Below are 17,499 nucleotides of genomic sequence, written 5' to 3' on the forward strand. Positions count from 1 at the left end.
ACTGAGATTTTCATCTCTCTCATCACAATAACTCTGCGACGAGAACGGAGCGCATTATGCGGATTCGGGCTGTAAGCGTCAATAGTTTTTTTGAATAAATCGGCCAAAATGAATCGTTCGCACTTTTTTTAAACAAAAAGGGTTGTTTGTGAACAAAAACAGGGGTTGTAAGGCGAAATTGATGGTTAGATGAGATTTGCAATTTGAAGAATAAACAGAACTAAAAAGCCAGTGACAGTCACTGGCTTTTGTATGTAGATATATTCAGAGCGTTGATTTACACGTTAAAACGGAAATGAACCACATCACCATCTTTTACAATGTATTCTTTACCTTCTAAACGCCATTTACCAGCTTCTTTTGCGCCGCTTTCACCTTTAAATTGAATAAAATCTTCATAAGCGATCACTTCCGCTCGGATAAAGCCTTTTTCAAAATCAGTATGAATTTTACCTGCTGACTGAGGGGCCGTAGCACCAACAGGAATTGTCCATGCGCGAACCTCTTGTACACCTGCAGTAAAGTAAGTTTGTAGCGTTAATAACTCATATCCAGAGCGGATTACACGGTTAAGCCCTGGCTCTTCAATGCCAAGGTCGGCAAGGAATTCATCACGGTCTTCTTCGTCAAGCTCTGACATTTCAGACTCAATCGCAGCACAAACAGGAACCACAACCGCGTTCTCACCTTGTGCGTATTCACGAACTTGATCTAAGAATGGGTTATCTTCAAAGCCATCTTCATTTACGTTAGCAATGTACATGGTTGGCTTTAAGGTTAAGAAGTTCAAGTAACCAACAGCAGCTAATTCTTCTTTGCTTAACTCTACCGAACGAGCCATGCCGCCTTCAGTGAATACAGGTAAAAGCTTTTCTAATACGGTGATTTCGTATTTTGCGTCTTTATCGCCGCCTTTTGCTTTTTTCGCTTGGCGTTGAATTGCGCGCTCACAGCTATCTAAATCAGCAAGAGCAAGCTCAAGATTGATGATTTCGATATCTTCAATTGGTGAAATACGGCCAGCAACGTGAACGATGTTTTCGTTCTCAAAGCAGCGAACAACGTGACCAATCGCGTCAGTTTCACGGATGTTAGCTAAGAACTTGTTACCAAGACCTTCACCTTTTGATGCGCCAGCAACCAAGCCTGCAATATCAACGAATTCCATAGTGGTTGGAAGAATGCGTTTTGGGTTCACAATTTCAGCTAAAGCATCTAAACGAAGATCGGGAACTGGAACAACACCAGTGTTAGGTTCGATCGTACAGAAAGGGAAGTTAGCCGCTTCAATACCCGCTTTAGTTAGTGCGTTAAATAAAGTGGATTTACCTACGTTAGGTAAACCGACAATTCCACATTTGAAACCCATGTTATAAACCTTCTTTCATTCGGTGTATTACCGACTTATGTTGTCATTTGATTGTTTTGCTAAATGTAGCTCATTATGAGCGCTCTATTCAGCTTTAAACGTATGTAAGCGATTTTGTGCTTTAGCAAGATCATCTTTGAGCAATATATCTAAACTGCGTACCGATTCATCTACTGCGGCATCGAGTAATTCTTGTTCTTTGGTTGGTGCTTTACCGAGTACGTAGCCGGCTACACGGTCTTTATGGCCGGGATGTCCAATGCCAATGCGTAGTCGGTAGAATTCTTTATTATTGCCTTGTTTGGCAATGATGTCTTTTAAGCCGTTGTGGCCCCCATGACCACCGCCTTTTTTAAACTTCGCAACGCCTGGGGGTAAATCGAGTTCATCGTGTGCCACCATGATCTCTTCTGGTTTGATTTGATAAAATTTTGCCAGTGCGGCGACTGATTTACCCGACAAGTTCATAAATGTCGTTGGGATAAGGAGACGTAAATCTTGTCCGTGCACTAATATCCTACCGGTTAAGCCAAAGAATTTACCTTCATCTTTTAAGCTTACATTGTGAACTCGCGCCAACTCTTCGACCACCCATGCTCCAGCATTGTGGCGAGTTCTGACATATTCTGGTCCTGGATTAGCAAGGCCAACCAGCAATTTGATAGATTGAGTCAAGATTTAGCTCTCTGTGCAAATTTTCAAAGCGCGGCATGATAGCATATTTTCTGTCAAGGTGTGCAGCCAGAAAACCAATAAAAAAACCACCACACAGAAGTGCAGTGGTTTTTATAAATTTTGTGTTGTCAGCTAGTACTTAGAAAAGACTAGTTGAACATCGCAGAAATAGATTCTTCATTGCTAATACGACGGATCGCTTCAGCAAGCATGCTAGATAAAGTAAGTTGAGTTACTTTACCCGTTGCTTTCATTTCATCTGATAATGTAATTGAGTCAGTAATAATAACTTGGTCAATCACAGAACCTGCGATGTTTTGTGCAGCGTTACCAGAGAATACCGCGTGCGTTGCGTAAGCAAATACACGTTTAGCGCCGCGTTCTTTTAGAGCTTCAGCTGCTTTACAGAGTGTGCCACCTGTATCGATCATGTCATCAACGATCACACAGTCGCGACCTTTAACATCACCAATTAGGTTCATTACTTCAGAAACGTTAGCACGAGGACGGCGCTTATCAACGATAGCGATGTCTGTGTCGTCTAGCATTTTTGCGGTTGCACGAGCACGTACAACACCACCTAAATCAGGAGAAACCACAACTGGATCTTCTAAGTTACGAGATTTCATATCTTCCATTAGTACCGGAGTACCGAAGATATTATCTACAGGAACATCGAAGAAACCTTGGATTTGCTCTGCGTGTAGGTCGATCGTTAGAACGCGGTCAACACCAACGTTAGAAAGGAAGTCAGCAACTACTTTCGCAGTAATTGGAACACGAGCTGAACGGACACGACGGTCTTGACGTGCATAGCCAAAGTAAGGGATGACGGCTGTAATACGGCCCGCAGAAGCGCGGCGCATTGCATCGATCATTACGACCAATTCCATTAAGTTGTCATTGGTTGGCGCACAAGTAGATTGGATGATAAATACATCACTACCACGAACATTCTCATTGATTTGTACAGCGACTTCACCGTCAGAAAAACGGTTTACAGTTGCGTCACCAAGGGAAATGTATAGGCGATCTGCAATACGTTGGGCTAGTTCAGGTGTGGCGTTACCAGCAAATAGCTTCATATCAGGCACGGTGGAAACCTCGGGTTGCGTCCAGTTTTAAATTGAGTTGTGGTTGGCTTGTTTATAGTCAGCCAAAGTCTTATGAAGCGGTGAAATATTCACCCCTTTGGCGATAAAGCCGAAGACACTATTTGAATTTTGTGTGTTGAGTTGTTCCAAAACGCTTTCGGCTTGTTGCTGAGTATTGAATTCAGCGAATAAACACGACCCTGTTCCAGTCAATCTCGACGGCGCGTATTGTAGCAGCCATGAAAGTTGCTTAGCAACCTCCGGATACAGCAAAGTGACGATTTTTTCGCAATCGTTTTCGTATGCATGTTGTAAAAGCGTAGTGAGTTCACGTTTTGGGGTGTTTCTGGTTAAATCTGGGTGGGTGAAAATGTCAGCCGTTGCAATATTTACATTGGGCTTAATCACTAAATACCAATTTTCTTTTGGATCAACCGAAACCAGTTGTTCGCCCACGCCTTCTGCAAATGAAGAGTGACCACGTACAAATACAGGAACATCTGCACCTAGTGCTAATCCTATGTGTGCCAATGTGTCGAGCGAAAAATTAAGTGACCATAATTCATTTAAAACTACTAATGCCGTGGCAGCATTCGACGAGCCACCACCAAGGCCGCCACCCATAGGTAGAATTTTATTCAATTGAATATCAACACCTAATGCTGATGAATCCATGTTGAGTGTTTTTTGCGCTTCAATTTTAAGGGCGTTGGCCGCTTTCCAGATCAGGTTTTGTTCCAGACTGACCCCTTCGATTTCCGGCGTAATGGTAATGTTACCGTTTCGATTTGGTGAGAACTGCAGCGTGTCGCCATAATCAATAAATTGAAAGAGCGTCTGTAGTTCGTGGTAGCCATTTGCTCGGCGACCCGTGATATACAAAAATAAATTCAGCTTGGCGGGGGAGGGCCATTTCATGTCAGAAATGGCAGAATCAAATATTGATGGCATTAAAATATCCATTTGCTAATTAGAATCTTAATTTGAGTGGCATCTTGCTCTAAAAACAATTGATTTGGTAATGGCAATGTTGAGTCACTTGAAACCGATGTTGATTGATAGCTAACGTATGTGAGCTTCCATTGACGGTTATCGATATTCTTTTCAAGGCTCTCAACAGTATGAGATTGATTATAAGCCACGTTATCAGCTTCGGTTGGTAAACCTTTTATCCAATCTGGAAGTTGGCTAACCGGAATACTTAAACCAGTTAATTCTTTAATCAGATCGTTGGCTTGTTTGGCTGTACGTACTTGTCCATCGGAAGTGGTGATCATTGCGCCGCTCGGTGTCATTTGCACCGTTAAAACAGTTTGGCCCAAAAACGAGAGTAACTTTAGTTCATCATATTGAGAGGCATGTTTTAAAATAAAATTAAGAGATTGGCGGTTTTCTGGATCTTTATAGCCAATTTTTCCACTGACTTTGAAAGTGTTGAGTTGCTCAAGTTTTTGCTTATGACTTTGCCAATCGACGGAGTAGTTTTCTTGGCTTGGTGGAACGCTGCTGCAACCGGAAATAATCAAAAGCAGACACGTAATAGGGAACCATGCCCATGCGCGAAATGCTGAGTTTGTTTTTAACGATCGGTCTTGAATGCGAGAAAACAATGATACATCAGTAAAACGAAGGGGAGAGAGGCTTGAGAGAAATGACAAGGTCGCTTCCTTATTGAAGTTCATATATGGTGATTACTATATCATTCTCTTGCTATGAGTAGCAGCTATATTCCTTATTAATCAAGGGGTGCGCAAAAAATAATATTATTAATCTTGTTTTAAATCAGTGCTTTGTTTGTGTTTTTTAACTTGAGAGTTAATAAAAAATTCTAGCCCTTTCATTCATACAGCCCATCAAGTAAAATTACCTCCCTTTTATCATTAATTTCAGAGTAGCCCTACTACATGTCCTTGCTTGCTATTGGTATCAATCACAATACAGCGTCGGTTGAGTTGCGAGAGAAAATTGCATTTTCACCTGAAAAACTGTCTGAAGCATTAGCGGAGATAGGGGCGAGTGACACCATAAAAAGCGGTGTCATTGTTTCGACATGTAATCGTACTGAAATTTATTGTGATGTTCGCAAGGGGATTCATAAAGGTCATGTGATTGACTGGCTTATGAATTTTCATGGTGTCGATGCTGAACATTTAATGCCAAGTATCTATACTTATGAAGAACAAGCGGCTGTGCGTCATTTAATGCGTGTCGCTTGTGGTTTAGATTCATTAGTATTAGGTGAGCCTCAAATTTTAGGGCAGGTGAAACAAGCTTACGCCGCTTCTACAGAATTGAATGCAGTTAATGGCATGACAGAAAAATTATTTCATAAAGCATTTTCGGTTGCCAAACGTGTGAGAACCGAAACTGCCATTGGTGGTAGTGCCGTTTCTGTTGCTTATGCAGCCTGTATTCTTGCGAAACAAATTTTCGAATCGATGAACAATATTACTGTGTTGTTGGTTGGTGCCGGCGAAACAATAGAGCTTGTCGCAAAACACATTTCATCGACTCAATGCAAAAAAATCATTGTGGCTAATAGAACGTTAGAGCGAGCAAAATTGCTTGCCAGTCAATTTGGTGGCGAAACCATCACATTAGCTGAAATTCCAGAGTATTTACCACAAGCCGATATTGTGATTAGCTCTACCGCCAGCCAGCTTCCTATCATTGGCAAAGGCATGGTGGAAAGTGCCTTGAAAAAACGTAAGCATCAACCTATGTTATTGGTCGATATCGCAGTACCGCGCGATATTGAATCTCAAGTAGGGGACTTAAATGATGCTTATCTATATAGCGTTGACGATCTGCAAGGCATCGTAAATAAGAACATGGAACAACGCAAAGTTGAAGCCATTCAAGCTGAAGCGATTGTTTCAGAAGAAAGTGCCGCCTTTATGACTTGGCTCCGCTCATTGCAAGCCGTCGACAGCATTCGTGATTATCGCCAACACGCGAATGTGATCAAAGAAGATTTACTTGAAAAAAGCCTTAATGCTTTATCTGCAGGTGGTGATCCTGAAAAAGTATTAAGAGAACTCAGTAATAAACTTACCAATCGTTTAATCCATACTCCAACGCGTGCTATGCAAGTAGTGGCAGAACAAGGTGAACCAGAAAAGCTTGCCATTATTCGCCAAAGCCTTGGGCTTGAAGAGTGGTAGCTAGGCTCAACCTTCAAGCGACAAATATCGATTAATACGCCTTCACAATAGATACTCAAACTAAAGATAAAATTATGAACTCGTCAATTTTGACCAAATTAGAAACACTCGTTGAACGTTACGAAGAAGTTCAACATTTACTTGGTGATCCTGGTGTTATTGGGGATCAAAATAAATTCCGTGCTTTATCAAAAGAATATTCTCAACTTGAAGAAGTAACCAAGTGCTTCCAGCTATACCAGCAAGCGCAAGATGATTTAGACGCTGCAGAAGAAATGGCGCAAGAAGATGATGCCGAAATGCGCGAGATGGCTCAGGAAGAAATTAAAGAAGCCAAATCATCGATTGAGCGTTTAGCTGCTGAATTACAGATTTTGTTATTGCCAAAAGATCCAAATGATGACCGCAACTGTTTCTTAGAAATTCGTGCAGGTGCGGGCGGTGATGAAGCGGGTATTTTTGCTGGTGATTTATTCCGCATGTACAGCCGATTTGCTGAAAAGAAAGGTTGGAAAGTGGAAGTGGTTAGCAGCAATATTTCAGAGCAAGGCGGCTTTAAAGAAATGATCGCGAAAGTGAATGGCGATGGCGCGTATGGCGTTCTGAAATTTGAATCAGGCGGTCACCGCGTACAACGTGTTCCAGCCACTGAATCCCAAGGACGTGTTCATACTTCTGCTTGTACTGTGGCAGTGATGGCAGAAATTCCAGAAGCAGAGATTCCAGAAATTAAAGCTTCTGATTTGAAAATTGACACCTTCCGCTCATCGGGCGCGGGTGGTCAGCACGTTAACACCACTGATTCTGCCATTCGTATTACTCACTTACCAACCGGCACAGTGGTTGAGTGTCAGGATGAACGTTCTCAGCATAAAAACAAAGCTAAAGCGATGGCGGTTCTTGCCGCACGTATTATTAAAGCAGAAGAAGAAAAGCGAGCAGCAGAAGAATCTGACACCCGTCGTAATTTATTAGGTTCTGGTGACCGTAGTGACCGTATTCGTACCTATAACTACCCACAAGGTCGTGTATCTGATCACCGCATCAATTTAACCCTCTACCGCTTAAATGAAGTGATGGAAGGTGACTTACAAAGCTTAGTGGATCCTGTGATTCAAGAGCATCAGGCCGATCAGTTGGCTGCTTTGTCGGAAAATCACTAAGTATTAATAACGTCATGTTAAGTATTGAACAGAATCTACACGCAGCGATTCAAGCTTTGATCAACAGCGGTAGCGAGAGTCCATCTTTGGACGCTGCCGTGTTGATGTGCCACATACTCGATAAGCCAAGAAGTTATTTACTGACATGGCCAGAAAAAGAGCTAGAGCAAGAACAGCAATCACGTTTTGATGCTTTAATTGCAAAGCGTGCATCGGGTGAACCAGTTGCATATATTGTGGGTGAGCGAGAGTTTTGGTCATTGCCTTTAGAAGTGTCCACGTCAACGTTGATCCCTCGCGCTGATACTGAACGTTTAGTTGAATTAGCGATTGATAAAGTGTCATTGCTGGATGGCGATATTCTCGATTTAGGCACAGGAACCGGAGCTATCGCATTAGCTTTAGCGACCGAATTCCCAAAACGCAATGTGGTTGGGATTGACTTACAAGTTGAAGCACAACAACTCGCGACTCGAAATGCTGAAAAGTTGAAGATTACCAATGCCCATTTTTTACAAGGCAGTTGGTTTAGTCCAATTGAAGCATCGGCTCAATTTGCTTGTGTTGTTAGTAACCCCCCATATATCGATAAAATGGATGCACACCTTGCACAAGGGGATGTGCGTTTTGAACCATTGACAGCGTTAGTTGCCGAAGAAAAAGGCTTGGCCGATTTACGTTACATTGCCGAACACGCTCGTCACTACTTATTAGATGGCGGCTGGTTGTTAATGGAACATGGATTTGAGCAAGGCAAGGCCGTTCGTGATATTTTACAAGAATACGGCTATCAACAAATTACCACTGAGAAAGATTATGGGCATAATGACCGAGTAACATTAGGCTGTTGGTCATAGCTTACCTATATGGATATATAGAACCGCATTATGTCGGTCTAAAACGATAAGAGAAAACAATGTTATACACCTCTGTGAAGCACATACATTTACTCGCGATAGCGTTAAGCGTTTTATTTCTTACCATTCGTTATATTTTGATGATGATGGACTCGCCGTTATTACAAAAGAAATTCTTTAAAGTGACACCGCATATTGTTGATACTGTGTTACTTGCCTCTGGTATTTCTTTAATTTTCATCACAGGTTTCATTCCCTTTACCCCAGCAGGTGCTTGGTTGACAGAAAAAATCACCTGCGTTCTTGTGTATATTGCATTAGGTTTTGTGACCTTAAAACTTGGTAGAGGCAAACTGATCCGCAGTGTTGCTTTCTTCGGTGCATTAGGTTGGTTGTATTGGGCTGCGCATTTAGCCATGACAAAAGTCCCAACCCTTTAATTGATTCAAAATGAGTATTTTGGTAACTAATGAGTGATATAGAGTTGTTTGAGCAAGATCTGGATGAATGTAGCCTGATTGAAGGGGCAGTGGCATTAACTTGCTTAATCTTCCCAGAAACCGATAAGCATTGGATCATGCTAACCTTAGATTCAATGTTTGATGAACTTGAACAAGCGTTAGTTCATGAGCAAAATGAAAAACAAAAGTTTGAAGCCTTTATTCGCCATTTTTACCATGAATGGACGTTTCATGGAGACAGTGATGAATTCTTCAATTCAAAAAATACTCGTATCGACTCAGTTATAAAACGTCGAAAAGGCATTCCTGTTAGCTTGGGTGCTTTATTACTTTATTTTGGTCAGCGTCTTGGTTTTCCTTTGGAAGGCGTGACGTTCCCTAGTCAGTTCATTGTGAAAGTGTGTTGGCACAATGAGCCAGCACTTTACGTTAACCCTTTTAATGGCGAATATGTCTCTAAAGGAATTTTAAGAGCTTGGTTAATTGGCCACGATGGACCATTGGCTACTCTCAAGCCCAAAGACCTATCGGCGTCAGATAATCCAACAACGTTAGGTCGCTGGTTGGCGGTGATTAAAAGTGCATTATTAAGAGAAGATAATTTTACTCAAGCATTAAAATGTACGGATATTGCACTAAGCTTTGTGCCAGATGACCCTTATGAAATCCGCGATCGAGGTTTCATTTATCAACAGTTAGACTGTCACCAAATGGCAGCGGATGATTTTCAATATTTTATAGATAATTGCCCAGAAGATCCTTCATCTGAAATTTTAAAATTACAGGTGAATGCTTTAAATGATAACCACGTAACTATTCACTAATACTCAAATGTCGAGTTTTATTGATTGATGGAGCAAACAATGCAATCAACAGCGATGCAACAAAAAACCGTTCATGTAGGCGACATTCCAGTGGCAAATGATAAGCCATTTACACTTTTTGCTGGCATGAATGTGCTGGAATCTCGTGATCTTGCTATGCAGATTTGTGAGCATTACGTGAAGGTAACTGAAAAGCTTGGTATCCCATACGTATTTAAAGCGTCGTTTGATAAAGCGAACCGCTCGTCTATCCATTCATACCGTGGACCAGGTATGGAAGAAGGTTTAAAAATCTTCCAAGAGTTGAAAGACACGTTTGGTGTGAAAATCATTACCGATATTCATACAGAAGCTCAAGCACAGCCGGTTGCAGATGTGGTTGATGTGATTCAACTTCCAGCATTTTTAGCACGTCAAACCGACCTTGTTGAAGCAATGGCAAAAACAGGTGCGGTTATTAACGTGAAAAAACCACAGTTTATGAGCCCAAATCAAGTGGGTAATATTGTCGATAAATTTGCCGAATGTGGTAACGATAAGATCATATTATGTGAGCGTGGAGCCTGCATGGGTTATGACAACCTAGTGGTCGATATGCTTGGTTTTGGTGTTATGAAAAAATCATCGAATGGCAGCCCAATTATTTTTGATGTGACACACTCATTGCAAATGCGTGATCCATCTGGCGCAGCTTCAGGTGGTCGACGTGAGCAAACCGTTGAACTTGCTAAAGCAGGTTTAGCGACAGGTATTGCAGGTTTATTTATCGAAGCTCACCCAAATCCAGAGCAAGCGAAATGTGATGGCCCATCAGCCTTACCATTAGACAAACTAGAACCTTTCCTAAAACAAATGAAAGCGCTTGATGATTTGATCAAAGGTTTCGAGCATATTGATATTCGTTAATTCTAACGAGATATCGCTTTAATTGAGAATCCAGTGGCTAAGTCGGTCACTGGATTTTTTTACGTCTATTAGTTGGAGGAAATATCTGATTATCTATTTTTGAAGATCAGTCAGCTCACTACTTAGCTATTGCTTACTTTCTAAACCTTACATTCAATGCTAGTTTAGAATTAAACCAAATAACTTGAAATATTCGAGGTGAAAGTATGAGTTTACGTCCATTTCATTTAGCGATTCCAGTTTATGATGTTCCGCTTGCAAGAACCTTTTACCGAGATGTATTTGGGTTAGAGGAGGGGAGATCATGTGAACAATGGGTGGATTTCAATTTCTTTGGTCATCAGTTGGTTATCCACGAGCATCCTAAAACCTCCTCTCAGCAATCTGCTAATACGAATGCCGTTGATGGGCATGACGTACCTGTTCCTCATTTTGGTGTGGTGCTTGAGTGGGAACAATGGCAAGCGTTGGCAGATAAACTAAAACACGCCAATGTTGAATTTGTGATTGAACCATACGTAAGATTTAAAGGGCAAGTTGGAGAACAAGCGACGATGTTTTTCTTTGATCCATGTGGTAATGCACTGGAGTTTAAAGCCTTCAAGGATTTGGGCCAATTATTTGCCAAGTGAATGGTTTCAAGGATATTCACCTTATTCAAGTGAAGCCAAACGTTTGCGTGTGATCAATACGCCAGATTATTGTGCGCTTTATTCCGAAATTTTCCGAATCCATTACACTGTTATCAGTATGTTAGTGATATGGATCGTAAATTAATGTCACTATCTTGCCCTTTTTAGACTCCCCTATTTTATACAGGTATTCATAGATGAAACATTTTGTATTAAAAACATCAACAGTAGCTATTGCTCTGGCATCCATCGTGGCATGTACTTCTCAGACGGACACGACAGCGCAACACGAGTGGCAAACCGATAAAATATACAAATTAACAGTCCTTCACACCAATGATAACCATGGTCGCTTTTGGCATAACAACGATGGCGAATATGGTATGGCCGCACGTAAAACCTTGGTTGATAGCATTCGTCAGCAAGTGATGGCGGAAGGGGGAAGCGTTTTACTTTTCTCTGGTGGTGATATTAACACTGGTGTGCCTGAATCGGATCTACAAGATGCTGAGCCTGATTTCAAAGGAATGAACAAAATTGGATACGATGCGATGGCAGTCGGTAACCATGAATTTGATAACCCACTTTCAGTTTTAATGAAGCAGCGTGATTGGGTTAATTTCCCAATGCTATCGGCTAATATTTACGATAAGAAAACTGGGCAGCGTTTGTTTGAACCATATAAGATTTTTGACGAGCAAGGCATCAAAATTGCTGTGATTGGTTTAACTACCGAAGATACCGCCAAAATTGGTAATCCAGAATACATTGGTGATGTTGAATTCCGCGATCCCAAAGCAGAAGCCAAGAAAGTTATTGCTGATCTAGAAGTAAATGAAAAGCCAGACCTGATTTTTGCAGTAACGCACATGGGCCATTACGATAATGGCAACAGAGGTGTGAATGCGCCAGGTGACGTAACACTTGCGCGTTATCTACCTGCGGGTGAACTAAATATGATCATTGGTGGTCATTCGCAAGAACCCGTATGTATGGAAAATGCAGATTACACCGAAAATAATCAGCGCAAAGAAGATTACAAGCCAGGTCAAAAATGTATCCCAGATCAACAAAATGGCACTTGGATTGTTCAAGCCCATGAGTGGGGTAAGTATGTTGGTCGCGCTGATTTTGAATTTCAAAATGGCCAGCTCAACATGGTGAGCTACAACTTGATCCCTGTGAACTTGAAAGAAAAAGTGATGGTCAATGGTGAGAAGACCAAAATTTTTGTGCAGAAAGAAATCCCTCATGATCAAGAATTGAAAGATTTCTTACAACCATACCAAGACAAAGGCCAAGAAAAATTAAGTGTTAAAATTGCTGCATCGGATGGCAAATTGGAAGGTGATCGTAATGTGGTTCGCTTCAAGCAAACTAACTTAGGACGTTTGATTGGCCTTGCTCACATGGAGCGCGTGAATGCTGATTTTGCAGTGATGAACTCTGGTGGTGTGCGAGATTCGATTGCTGCAGGAGACATCACTTATAAAGATGTTCTTAAGGTTCAACCATTTGGCAATATTGTTGCTTACATGGATATGAAAGGCAGTGATGTTTTAGATTACCTTAATGCAGTCGGTACTAAACCGGTTGACTCTGGTGCTTATGTACAGTTTGCGGGCATCTCAATGATCGTTGCAAACGGCAAAGTGAATGATGTGAAGATTGCTGGTAAGCCGCTTGATATGAATAAGATGTACCGTTTTTCTATCCCAAGCTTTAATGCAGCTGGTGGCGACGGTTACCCTAAAATCAGTGATAAACCAGGCTATGTAAACACCGGTTTTGTTGATGCAGAAGTGTTGAAAGATTACCTAGAAAAGCATAATCCAATTAAAGTTGCAGATTATGAGCCAAAAGGTGAAATCCAGTATAAGTAAACGGATGTTAGCCTTAACAAAGGTTAAGTGAATAGAATTATTGAATTCATTTTCACTTTGATCGACTATAAAGCAGCGCCGTATGGTGCTGCTTTTTTCTTATCTAAATCATAGTTGTTAGGAACTCACATGACACCCGCTATTAATCTTGCCAAGAAGAAAAAAATTGTTCATACCGTACACCAATACAAACATGATCCAAATGCGGCGAGTTATGGCTTAGAAGCCGCAGAAGCGTTGGGGCAAGATCCTTCGACTGTCTTTAAAACGTTATTGTTTTGCTTAAACGGTGAAGCTAAAAACTTAGCCGTCGCCATCATCCCAGTTGAAATGAAACTTAACTTAAAAGCAGCAGCAAAAGCGGCAGGGGCAAAAAAAGCAGAAATGGCGGATCCAGATATTGCCCAAAAAACGACAGGTTACGTGGTAGGAGGAATTAGCCCTATAGGTCAAAAAAAAGCATTGCCCACCTTTATTCATCAATCGGCGCAATCGCTTAGCGTGATGTGCGTGTCGGCAGGAAAGCGTGGTTTAGAAATTGAACTTGCGCCACAAGACTTAGCTCAATTAACTCGTGCTAATTTTGCCGTGTTATGCCAATAAGTTGGATTAGTTAGGTGCTTAATAAATAGAAAGAGTCACGATAAGAAGAATATATGGAGGCGCCTCCCGGAGTCGAACCGAGGTCCACGGATTTGCAATCCGCTGCATAGCCACTCTGCCAAGGCGCCTTACCTTGCGGAAGAACTTAACTTTCTTTCGAATGCTGTTCAGTTCCCCCTGAGTACGGATTGGCATTTTACGGATTCCGCAAGTCACGTCAACACTATTTTTTAATTTTTAATTCGTTTGGATGCTTTATAGCCAAAAACCGTTATATCGGTCAATTTTATAACAAAAATATCCTATATCTTAACTTAAAACCTATGATAACCATGAGTTTTGATGAGATTAAAACCCACAAAATAACATTGCTTTTGACTTTATATCGCCAAACTGAAATAAGATGAGTTATAAAAATAGCGAACTGATAACAAAAATCTCTTCACTTCACTATTTCAAGCTTAATCAAGTTATTAGATACAAAAAAACCTCACAATTATGTAAGGCTTTCCGTGTAAAAAAACATTAGAGGTTATTCATCTTGCTCGGCAAGTAAATCACCTTTTGCTGCCTTTAAGTATTGATACATAGACCAATAGGTTAACGCTGTTGCTATATATAAAGTGGCAAAGCCAAGCCATACCATCCAGTCATCATAGCGCCAAATCAACACCCACAGCGCAAACATTTGTGAAAGTGTTTTCCACTTGCCAATCCACGACACCGCAACACTTGCACGTTTACCAATTTCAGCCATCCACTCTCGCAATGCTGAAATAATAATTTCTCGTGCAATCATGGTTGCGGCAGGAATTGTTATCCAAAGCGAATGGTAATGTTCGGTAATTAAAATCAATGCCACCGCCACCATCACTTTATCTGCAACAGGATCCAAAAACGCCCCAAAGCGACTTGTTTGTCCAAGCTTACGCGCTAATACACCATCTAGCCAATCGGTGAAACCTGCCACCCAAAAAACCATCGCAGCAGCAAAGGGAGCCCAAGCATAAGGCAAATAGAAAACAGCAACGAAAACCGGGATTAGCGCAAGTCGAAGTAAGGTCAAAATGTTTGGTATAGTAAATCGCATAATTACGTCTCTGAAGAGTGCGGCTTAATGTTGCGTTAAAACGCTTAGGGTTTCAATGCCTCATGAATGATTTCTGCCAAAGATTTGCTGATACCAGGTACTTTGGCTATTTCTTCTACAGTTGCTCGTTTAAGTTCTTGAATCCCACCCATATATTTTAGCAAGGCTTGGCGTCGTTTAGGCCCTACTCCTTCAATACCTTCCAATGTACTCGTTCGGCGAGTTTTGCCTCTTTTTGCTCGATGCCCAGCAATTGCATGATTATGGCTTTCGTCTCGAATATGTTGAATTAAGTGTAACGCAGGAGCATCACTAGGAAGATTAAACTCCTCCCCTGACACTTTGATTAAAGTTTCTAATCCCGGCTTACGTGTTACACCTTTCGCAATACCAATAAGCTCAGGTTGTTTTGGCCAATCTTGCCAATGTTGCTGTATTATTTCATACGCCCTATTCAACTGTCCTTTACCTCCGTCAATAAATATGACATCTGGTATTTTTTCTGCGTATTGTTCATCCGTATACTGTTGCTTAGAATATCGACGTTCAAGCACTTGCCCCATTGCCGCGTAATCATCGCCACCGGTAATGCCTTCAATATTGTAACGGCGATATTCTTGTTTCATCGGGCCTTCTCGGTTGAACACAACACATGATGCAATGGTGCTTTCGCCCATAGTATGGCTAATATCAAAACATTCCATTCGTTCAATACGAGATATATTCAACTCAACTTCCAACTCTTTAACACGCTGATTGACAGTCATCTTATGACTGATTTTTGCAGTTAAAGCACTTCGCGCATTGGTGTTGGCTAATTTTAAATATCGTCCACGCATTCCTCTGGGGCTGACATGAAATGTCACTTTTCTACCCGCCATTTGTATTAAGGCTTCTTGCAACGGGCTTTCATCATCAAACAAATCCGCATTATAAGTAATCCTAGACGGAATACTCGAAGCGTCATTGTGACTTAAATAATATTGATTTAAGAAACTAGAAAAAACTTCATGATCGTCGGTGTCATTCGGAATTTTAGGAAAATGACTTCGGCTACCTAACACTTTACCTTGGCGAATCATTAATAAGTGAATACAGGCTAAGCCATTTTCTTTTGCAAAACCGATCACATCCATATCTTCAGCACTATCATCAGAAACCGATTGCTGTTCTTGAACGCGACGTATCGATTGTATTTGATCTCGGTATTTGGCCGCTTGTTCAAATTGGAGAGCTTGACTAGCTGCTTCCATTTTATTGATTAAAGCATTTAAAACCTGATCATCTTTGCCTTGTAAAAACAACCGTACATAATTGACGTTTTCAGCATACTCTTCTTCACTGACCAACCCTTTTACACAAGGGCCAGAACAACGTTCAATTTGATACATCAAACATGGTCGGGTGCGGTTAGAATACACACTATCTTCACATTGACGCACGGGAATAATCTTTTGCAATAGGTGAAGTGTTTCTCTTACTGCCCCGGCATCAGGGTAAGGTCCAAAATACTCGCCTTTTCTTTTCTTGGTACCACGGTGATACGCTAAACGAGGATGTTTATGCTTCGTAACCAGAATATAAGGGTAGGATTTATCATCGCGCAATAGCACGTTATATTTTGGGAGATATTGCTTAATGTAATTATGTTCGAGGATTAATGCTTCCGTTTCAGTATGCGTAACGGTGACATCAATTTTTGCAATATGACTTACCAGTGCTTTTGTTTTTTCGTTATCAAGATTTTTACGAAAATAGCTAGAAAGGCGTTTATTAAGATTTTTAGCTTTACCGACATAGATGATATCAGCCTCAGCGTTATACATTCTGTAAACGCCAGGCTGATCAGAAACCGTTAATAAAAAAGAAGCCGAATCAAACTCAGTCGACACTTATAGCATCTCTGTGCTGATCATACCGTATCGGATAGCAAGGTGAGTTAATTCTACATCACCGTTAATATCTAATTTACTGAATAATCGATAACGGTAGCTATTGACTGTTTTCGGGCTTAAATTTAATTGTTCGGATATGTCTGTGACTTTTTGACCTTTGGTAATCATCATCATGATTTGCAATTCACGTTCGGATAGCTCTTTAAATGGGTTATCCGAAGGGGCAGAAAACTGACTTAATGCCATTTGCTGCGCAATCTCTGGTGAAATATATCGCTGGCCACTGTGCACCATACGAATTGCATTGACCATTTCATCAGGAGCCGCACCTTTGGTTAAATAACCAGCAGCACCAGCTTGCATGACCTTCGTCGGAAATGGGTTTTCGGTATGAATAGTTAAAACAATAATTTTAATATCAGGATTAAATCGTAAGATCTTTTTGGTCGCTTCTAAGCCACCAATACCTGGCATATTCATATCCATTAAAATAACATCCGCGTAGTTAGCACGGCACCATTTTACAGAATCTTCACCACTGTCAGCTTCCCCTACTACTTTCATTCCACGGACGTCTTCAATAATACGTCGAATCCCTGTGCGAACCAGTTCGTGATCATCTACAAGGAAAACATTTATCACTCTTGTATCTCCACACTTGGATTATCGCTAAACCAACATTGCTTTATTGCTTGTTGACTACGTTATTCTACCGTAATAACACGACAAAATTTACTGTTATTATCAGGAATTGTGAAATTTTCACAATTATCACCCTGCTATTCATTGAATGAATTAATTCATAACATACATCATTTGATTATTTTTAAGAATTAATGCGATGAAAATGATGTATGAACCTCAGTATTATTGATGGTTTTAA

Annotated in this window: 17 protein-coding genes and 1 tRNA gene; 9 read left to right on the top strand and 9 right to left on the bottom strand. The window is 40.9% G+C overall.

Annotated elements, in window-relative coordinates; translation table 11 throughout:
- Window positions 1-277: 277 nt before the first annotated feature.
- The 5 genes from ychF to lolB form a co-directional block, all read right to left on the bottom strand.
- Window positions 278-1,369 carry a redox-regulated ATPase YchF gene (gene ychF, locus A1QC_RS04710; protein WP_017026146.1) on the bottom strand — a complete coding sequence of 364 codons (1,092 nt, stop codon included), beginning with the start codon at window positions 1,367-1,369 and terminating at the stop codon, window positions 278-280.
- Window positions 1,370-1,453: 84 nt separating this feature from the next.
- Window positions 1,454-2,044 carry an aminoacyl-tRNA hydrolase gene (gene pth, locus A1QC_RS04715; RefSeq protein ID WP_017026148.1) on the bottom strand — a complete coding sequence of 197 codons (591 nt, stop codon included), beginning with the start codon at window positions 2,042-2,044 and terminating at the stop codon, window positions 1,454-1,456.
- Window positions 2,045-2,193: 149 nt separating this feature from the next.
- Window positions 2,194-3,138, bottom strand: coding sequence for a ribose-phosphate pyrophosphokinase (locus tag A1QC_RS04720; RefSeq protein ID WP_017026149.1), 945 nt, complete (start codon window positions 3,136-3,138; stop codon window positions 2,194-2,196).
- A 27-nt stretch (window positions 3,139-3,165) separates the two neighbouring features.
- The gene (ispE, locus tag A1QC_RS04725; protein ID WP_017026150.1) at window positions 3,166-4,089 is read right to left on the bottom strand and encodes a 4-(cytidine 5'-diphospho)-2-C-methyl-D-erythritol kinase; all 924 of its coding nucleotides are present in this window, start codon (window positions 4,087-4,089) and stop codon (window positions 3,166-3,168) included.
- On the bottom strand, window positions 4,089-4,796 hold the full coding sequence (gene lolB / locus A1QC_RS04730; protein WP_017026151.1) for a lipoprotein insertase outer membrane protein LolB: 708 nt from the start codon (window positions 4,794-4,796) through the stop codon (window positions 4,089-4,091). The genes ispE and lolB overlap by 1 nt, the downstream gene beginning before the upstream one ends.
- Before the next feature lie 246 nt (window positions 4,797-5,042).
- Here lolB and hemA point away from each other — a divergent pair, with 246 nt between their 5' ends.
- The 9 genes from hemA to ybaK all read left to right on the top strand — a co-directional run bounded on the left by hemA (window position 5,043) and on the right by ybaK (window position 13,631).
- A complete protein-coding gene (gene hemA, locus A1QC_RS04735; protein WP_017026152.1) occupies window positions 5,043-6,302 on the top strand; it encodes a glutamyl-tRNA reductase in 1,260 nt (419 codons plus the stop codon).
- A 74-nt stretch (window positions 6,303-6,376) separates the two neighbouring features.
- Window positions 6,377-7,465 (top strand): peptide chain release factor 1, encoded by a 1,089-nt coding sequence (gene prfA, locus A1QC_RS04740; protein WP_017026153.1) that lies wholly within the window; start codon window positions 6,377-6,379, stop codon window positions 7,463-7,465.
- Between the two features lie 14 nt (window positions 7,466-7,479).
- The gene (gene prmC / locus A1QC_RS04745; RefSeq protein ID WP_017026154.1) at window positions 7,480-8,322 is read left to right on the top strand and encodes a peptide chain release factor N(5)-glutamine methyltransferase; all 843 of its coding nucleotides are present in this window, start codon (window positions 7,480-7,482) and stop codon (window positions 8,320-8,322) included.
- Window positions 8,323-8,381: 59 nt separating this feature from the next.
- Window positions 8,382-8,762, top strand: a complete 381-nt coding sequence (locus A1QC_RS04750) for a SirB2 family protein (RefSeq protein ID WP_017026155.1) — start codon at window positions 8,382-8,384, stop codon at window positions 8,760-8,762.
- A gap of 29 nt (window positions 8,763-8,791) precedes the next feature.
- Window positions 8,792-9,607 (top strand): SirB1 family protein, encoded by an 816-nt coding sequence (locus A1QC_RS04755; protein WP_017026156.1) that lies wholly within the window; start codon window positions 8,792-8,794, stop codon window positions 9,605-9,607.
- A 54-nt stretch (window positions 9,608-9,661) separates the two neighbouring features.
- Complete coding sequence (gene kdsA, locus A1QC_RS04760) at window positions 9,662-10,513, top strand: 3-deoxy-8-phosphooctulonate synthase (protein ID WP_026025963.1); 852 nt, start codon at window positions 9,662-9,664, stop codon at window positions 10,511-10,513.
- A gap of 206 nt (window positions 10,514-10,719) precedes the next feature.
- Window positions 10,720-11,145 carry a VOC family protein gene (locus tag A1QC_RS04765; RefSeq protein WP_017026158.1) on the top strand — a complete coding sequence of 142 codons (426 nt, stop codon included), beginning with the start codon at window positions 10,720-10,722 and terminating at the stop codon, window positions 11,143-11,145.
- 197 nt (window positions 11,146-11,342) lie between these two features.
- Entirely contained in the window at window positions 11,343-13,028 is a 1,686-nt protein-coding gene (gene ushA / locus A1QC_RS04770; RefSeq protein ID WP_017026159.1) for a bifunctional UDP-sugar hydrolase/5'-nucleotidase UshA, read from the top strand.
- 129 nt (window positions 13,029-13,157) lie between these two features.
- Window positions 13,158-13,631: a Cys-tRNA(Pro) deacylase gene (gene ybaK, locus A1QC_RS04775; protein ID WP_017026160.1), complete on the top strand. Its 474-nt coding sequence runs from the start codon at window positions 13,158-13,160 to the stop codon at window positions 13,629-13,631.
- Window positions 13,632-13,685: 54 nt separating this feature from the next.
- Here ybaK and A1QC_RS04780 read toward each other — a convergent pair.
- The 4 genes from A1QC_RS04780 to uvrY all read right to left on the bottom strand — a co-directional run bounded on the left by A1QC_RS04780 (window position 13,686) and on the right by uvrY (window position 17,258).
- A tRNA-Cys gene (locus tag A1QC_RS04780) sits at window positions 13,686-13,759 on the bottom strand.
- A gap of 404 nt (window positions 13,760-14,163) precedes the next feature.
- On the bottom strand, window positions 14,164-14,721 hold the full coding sequence (pgsA, locus tag A1QC_RS04785) for a CDP-diacylglycerol--glycerol-3-phosphate 3-phosphatidyltransferase (protein ID WP_017026161.1): 558 nt from the start codon (window positions 14,719-14,721) through the stop codon (window positions 14,164-14,166).
- 44 nt (window positions 14,722-14,765) lie between these two features.
- Window positions 14,766-16,613, bottom strand: a complete 1,848-nt coding sequence (gene uvrC / locus A1QC_RS04790; protein WP_017026162.1) for an excinuclease ABC subunit UvrC — start codon at window positions 16,611-16,613, stop codon at window positions 14,766-14,768.
- Window positions 16,614-17,258, bottom strand: a complete 645-nt coding sequence (gene uvrY / locus A1QC_RS04795; RefSeq protein WP_017026163.1) for a UvrY/SirA/GacA family response regulator transcription factor — start codon at window positions 17,256-17,258, stop codon at window positions 16,614-16,616.
- Window positions 17,259-17,499 lie beyond the last annotated feature (241 nt).

This window comes from Vibrio rumoiensis 1S-45 (genome assembly GCF_000286955.2).
GTDB lineage: Bacteria > Pseudomonadota > Gammaproteobacteria > Enterobacterales > Vibrionaceae > Vibrio > Vibrio rumoiensis_A.